General features: G+C 59.3%; 4 protein-coding genes. 1 reads left to right on the forward strand and 3 read right to left on the reverse strand.

From position 1 onward, the window contains the following. Positions 1-18 precede the first annotated feature (18 nt). Positions 19-1,665, forward strand: a complete 1,647-nt coding sequence (locus FAZ11_RS24395; protein ID WP_058778433.1) for an acetolactate synthase large subunit — start codon at positions 19-21, stop codon at positions 1,663-1,665. A 158-nt stretch (positions 1,666-1,823) separates the two neighbouring features. Here the strand turns inward: FAZ11_RS24395 and choX are convergent, their stop codons facing one another. From choX to FAZ11_RS24410, 3 genes are all read right to left on the reverse strand, one after another. Next, positions 1,824-2,762 carry a choline ABC transporter substrate-binding protein gene (choX, locus tag FAZ11_RS24400; RefSeq protein WP_058783232.1) on the reverse strand — a complete coding sequence of 313 codons (939 nt, stop codon included), beginning with the start codon at positions 2,760-2,762 and terminating at the stop codon, positions 1,824-1,826. A gap of 356 nt (positions 2,763-3,118) precedes the next feature. Further along, positions 3,119-4,816 carry a HAMP domain-containing methyl-accepting chemotaxis protein gene (locus FAZ11_RS25770; protein ID WP_058774207.1) on the reverse strand — a complete coding sequence of 566 codons (1,698 nt, stop codon included), beginning with the start codon at positions 4,814-4,816 and terminating at the stop codon, positions 3,119-3,121. Positions 4,817-4,937: 121 nt separating this feature from the next. Further along, positions 4,938-5,687 (reverse strand): HAD family hydrolase (locus tag FAZ11_RS24410; protein WP_206664319.1); only part of this gene is annotated, 750 nt, incomplete at its 5' end.

The following is a 5,687-nucleotide window of genomic DNA, read 5'->3' on the forward strand; positions in this document are numbered from 1 at the left end:
ACAAGGAATACAAGACTCATGATGAAGGCCTCCGACCTGGTCGTTCGCTGCCTGGAAAACGAGGGTGTGGAATACATCTTCGGCATCCCCGGCGAAGAGAACCTGGACCTGCTGGAATCCCTGCGCAACTCCTCGCAGATCAAGCTGATCCTGACTCGCCACGAGCAGTCCGCCGGCTTCATGGCCGCCACCTACGGCCGCTTCACCGGCAAGACCGGGGTCTGCCTCTCCACCCTCGGCCCCGGTGCCACCAACCTGGTCACCGCCGGCGCCTACGCCTACCTGGGCGGCATGCCCATGCTGATGCTGACCGGCCAGAAGCCGATCAAGAAATCCAAGCAGGGCCGTTTCCAGATTCTCGACGTGTGCCGCATGATGGCGCCGCTCACCAAGTACACCCACCAGTTCGCCTCCGCCGACACCATCCCGTCGCGCATCCGCGAGGCCTTCCGCCTCGCCGAGGAAGAAAAGCCCGGCTCCGTGCACCTGGAACTGCCGGAAGACATCGCCGACGAATCCACCGAAAGCCTGCCGGTCCCGCCGAGCCTGAGCCGCCGCCCGGTGGCCGAGGCCAAGGCCATCGCCGCCGCCGTCTCCAAGCTGGAGAACGCCCGCAGCCCGGTCCTGGTGCTGGGCGCCGGCACCAACCGCAAGATGACCGCCCGCGTGCTGCGCCAGCTGATCGAGAAGACCGGCATTCCCTTCGTCACCACCCAGCTCGGCAAGGGCGTGGTCGACGAGCGCCACCCGCGCTTCCTCGGCAACGCCGCCCTCTCCGCCGGGGACTTCGTCCACCGCGCCCTGGAGTCGGCCGATCTGATCGTCAACATCGGTCACGACGTCATCGAGAAGCCGCCGTTCTTCATGGTCCGTGGCGGTACCGAAGTCATCCACATCAACTTCCGCTCCGCCGAAGTCGATCCGGTGTACTTCCCCCAGGTCGAGGTGATCGGCGACATCGCCAACGCCATCTGGGAGATCAAGGAGCGCATCGAGGTCCAGCCGACCTGGGACTTCGACCGCCTGCTGACCATCCGCGAAGCCAACGAGGCCCACGTCGCCGAAGGCGCCACCGACGACCGCTTCCCGGTCTATCCCCAGCGTCTGGTGGCCGACCTGCGCAACGTGCTGCCCTCCGACGGCATCGTCGCCCTGGACAACGGCATCTACAAGATCTGGTTCGCCCGCAACTACAAGGCCTACATGCCCAACACGGTGCTGCTGGACAACGCCCTGGCCACCATGGGCGCCGGCCTGCCCTCGGCCATGGCCGCGCGCCTGGTGCATCCCAACACCCCCATCGTGGCGGTGTGCGGCGACGGCGGCTTCATGATGAACAGCCAGGAGCTGGAGACCGCGGTGCGCCTGAAGATGAACCTCGTGGTCATCATCCTGCGCGACGACGGCTACGGCATGATCCGTTGGAAGCAGGCGCAGATGGGCTTCGAGGACTTCGGCCTGGACTACGGCAACCCGGACTTCGTTCGCTACGCCGAGAGCTACGGTGCCCAGGGCCACCGCGTGGACAGCGCCGCCGCCTTCGCCCCGCTGGTGCAAAAGTGCCTGGACACCCCCGGCGTCCACGTCATCGACTGCCCGGTGGACTACTCCGAGAACGACCGCATCCTGCACCAGGAGATCAAGGAGCGCAGCGCGGCGGTTTGATTCGGTAGCCAAGCTGGATAAGCAAACGCCCCGGCCGTGAGGTCGGGGCGTTTTTGTCTGTGTCGGTGAGTTCGCGGTGCGTTTCTAGGACACGACCCAGCTGCGTCATGGCCGCTGGAGAGTCGGTCTCTGACGATCGCCCTCGACTTACGCCAGCCTCAGCGTGCTAACGCTGCTTTCACCGTCGCCAAACCAGGCGCACCGGAAACGGACTGCACACCCTCCAGCCATTTATCCAAGATGGGGTTATTTTCTCTGAGAAAATCTCGTACCGCCCGACGGGGATTGGTCTTCTCATCCAGCACCTGAGATGACAGCTTGTTTTCCATATCGATCGTAAAATAGAGGTTAGCCAAGAATCGTCCAACGTTGGGGCATTTTCGCGCATAGTCCTTGCGCGTGCTCGTATAGACAGAGGAAGCACCAAAGTTCGGGCCCCAGACATCCTCCCCTCCAGAGAGATAGGCGATCTTGAACTGGGTATTCATCGGGTGCGGCTCCCAAGCCAGGAACACGACCCACTGATTCAAGAGTTCTTTCCGCTTCACATTAGCCAGCATGGCAGCTTCACTGGACTCTATGAGCTTGAACCCGCCAAGACCATAGGCATTCTGGCTTATCATATTTTGAATACGCTTGTTCCCATTACCTCCTGGCTGCAAGCCATAGATCTCATGGTCGAACTTGTCGGCGTATTTCGACAAATCGGCAAAACTTTTCACACCCGCATCATAAACATTTTGCAGTACACCCAAGGTGTATCTGGCACCCTCCAGGTTCACCCGCACCTGTTGGATTTTATTACTGTCCAAGTAGGGCTTGATGCGACTTTCCATACTTGGCATCCAGGTGCCCAGAAAAACATCGACGTCACCATCGGCCAGCGCCTGCAGCGTATCAGGCACGGATAGGCGTTGAACCTCAACCTGATAGCCCAGGGCACTCAGCACGTAGCGCGCGCTGGCAGTGGTGACCTGAACGTCAGTCCAGCCAGTATCGGAAAATCTAACGACCCGACAATCCTCGGGTTCAGTAGCTGCGGATGCCCAGGAAGCGAACAGAGCAACACCGAGCAGGCAAAAGAATCTTAGCAACATGAAACACCTCCACATCGTTAGCCCTGAGAAAGCAGACTCATCCGAGATACACACTAATGAGATCCGCAGCCTGCATACCGCAGATAGCCCTACCTAGTTTCCTTACGAAAAGTGCCTGCGCTCGGTAGGCGCCGTTGAAAAACGCCTGGATCGTCAGCCCGGCCTAGGCAGCTCTAGCGCAATGCTCAGCTACCGTTGGTAAACTCGTTCACGAGCCCGGTCCTCTGGTGTTTTCGTGGGGCCGCCTAGGCTTTGCCTGACCCTCGCTTGGCGATTTAACGTACAAACCTGAACGCGATCCAATACCCAACTGACTACCCTCATCCGATCACGATACCGAGAGCAGCCGCCCGCAATCAGAACTTGAACTGACCCACCATCTGATTGAGTTGGCCGGCAAGATTTTTCAGGCCTTGGCTGGATTGATGAATACTTACGGCGCCTTCCGCCGCCTTGAGCGTGGCATCTTGAATATTGAGGAGATTGCGATCCACTTCTCGAGCGACTTGGGTCTGCTCCTCGGCGGCACTGGCTATGATCACATTCTGATCATTGATCGCCGCGATGCTTTCTGCGATCAACTCCAGTGCCTTACTGGCCTCAGTAGTGGACTGCTGAGATACTTTCGCCAAGACCGCGCTTTGTGCCATCGCACCTACAGCCTCTTCAGCGCTGGCTTGAGTGGCCATGATCATGGTTTCGATTTCACCAGTGGAATTCTGAGTTCGATGCGCGAGCGCCCGAACTTCATCCGCTACTACTGCAAACCCCCTGCCCTGTTCGCCGGCACGCGCGGCTTCGATCGCGGCATTCAAGGCGAGTAGATTGGTTTGCTTGGCGATACTGCGGATCACTTCAAGCACATCGCCTATGCCTTGGATGTGCCCAGCGAGGCCATTGACCTTCTCCGAAGAGACGGCCACCACCTCCGCCATCGAGTTGATCGTCATGATGGACTCTTTCGCCTGCGCCAGGCCGCGGCTACTTTGCTCACGGGCAGAGGTCGAGGCTTTCAGGGTCGAGGCCGCATTATGGGCTACCTCTTCCACGGCGACGGTCATTTGCGTGACGGCGGTGGCCGCCTGCTGAACCTCTTCTTTCTGCTGTGCCAGAGAGGCATTACTTCGGTCCGTCTCCAGGCTAAGACTATTGGCCGCGTCCGTTAACTGTCCGGAAGCACTGCCGATAGCTTGGAGCGTGCCATGCAGACTTCTCTGCATGCTTGAAAGCGCGACCAGCAACTGACCGACCTCGTCGGCAGTATCGCCTTGCAGCGTATGCGTCAGGTCACCGGCAGCGATGCGTTGCGCACTCTGGACCGCACGACGCAGCGGGACCGAGATAACCCGAGCGATGAGCGTGCCAAAAGCCAGCGCCAGGCCTAGAGCCAGCAGTCCCACCGAACCCAGCTGCCATTTGAGGGATCTCAAGCCATCCTTGGCCGCAGCCACACTGGCAGCCGATGATGCCGCACTCTGGTCGGTGAGTACCTTCAACGCCGCCATCACCTGTTGGTACTTGGGAAAGCTGTCGGTGACCATCAGGTTTCTGGCGGCGAACAGATCATTGCGCCCAAGATTCTCTTCGAGCTTTGCCGCGCTCTGCAAATAGGCAGGCAATACCCTACTCAACTGTTCCACACCGGCTCTTTCCTGGGGATTGGCAGTGGCAGCCTCACCATAGGACTGGATGAAATGCCCCATTGCCTCCTTGTTCGCCGCAAGGTCGGAAAGGATCGTCTCGCGAACCTTCGGATCACTGCCAAATCCAGACGTCGCCAGCAGTCGATACAGATCGCGGTTGTGTTCGATCGCACTTTTTTGAATAGTGCTCAGTTGATTGATCTTGCCTAGATCGGCGAATACCAACGTCAACTGGCGCCCCAGATTTTCCGCGCCCAGTAGCCCCAGCCCTCCGACAAACAACGTCATCAGGGCACAGCAGGAAAATGCAACGAGAAGCTTTTTCGCGAGTGTCAGCTGAGAAAACTTCATGATTTCCCCTCCTTCCTGCAAATCGATGTATTCACCAGGGTTCTGTAGCGGTATCTCCATTTGAAACAGCAGGCGAACGGTTTCAGATTCCGGAAGTTGCAACCTGGACTGATCCGTTACTGCTGATAAAAAAGCGCGGCCGTTCCACTGCGATGGCAGCCGCGCTGCCCCAGAATTGGGGCTAAGGTCGCGAAACCAGTTGATCCAGATTCAAGCTGGCAATACTGGGCAGGCAAAAATCGGCAGCGGGCGTGAGCGTTTCGAGAGTCCCCGTCCCGCTCAAGACGCCTACACGCAGACCGGCACCGCCGGCCTCGGCCATGGCCATGTCGTGCAGGTTGTCTCCTACCACCGCGATCTCACTGGTCGGAATCCCCACCACTGCAGAGAATTGCAGGAGCATGCCTGGTTCAGGTTTCCAGCCATAACCACTGTCATAACCCGCGACGAAGGCGACGAAATCGCTGATGCCAAACACCTCCAACATCAACCTGATGGCGGTTTCGCTGTCGCTACTGGCGATGCCGATGGCGATGCCACGCGCATTCAGCTCTTTGAACAAGGCGAACAGGTCGCTGACCGGCACCGCGTGTTTGGCACTTTGCTGAAACAGCTCATCCAGTGCTTGGGTCAGGGCCGTCAGAGGATAGGAGCAGCCTGCCTTTACCCAGGTGTGAGCGATTTCCTCGGTATTGCCGGCCGCGAACAGGCTGTCGGCAGAGGTCAAGCCGGTAGCACTGTCGAATCCCGCGATGGCGAGCAGGCGCGCCTCGAGTTTCGTGTCTCCCGCGGCGGCGATCTTGGCCGCCCGGCGATTGGTCGGGCCCCAGGATTGGTGGTAGTCGATCAAGGTCCCGTCCTTGTCGAACAGGATGGCTCTGATGGGCGTGGTCGTTTTCATCGGATCAGTTTCACGTCTTTGGCGCCGGCA

Origin of the sequence: Pseudomonas rhizoryzae (assembly GCF_005250615.1) — a bacterium.
Classification (GTDB): Bacteria; Pseudomonadota; Gammaproteobacteria; order Pseudomonadales; family Pseudomonadaceae; genus Chryseomonas; species Chryseomonas rhizoryzae.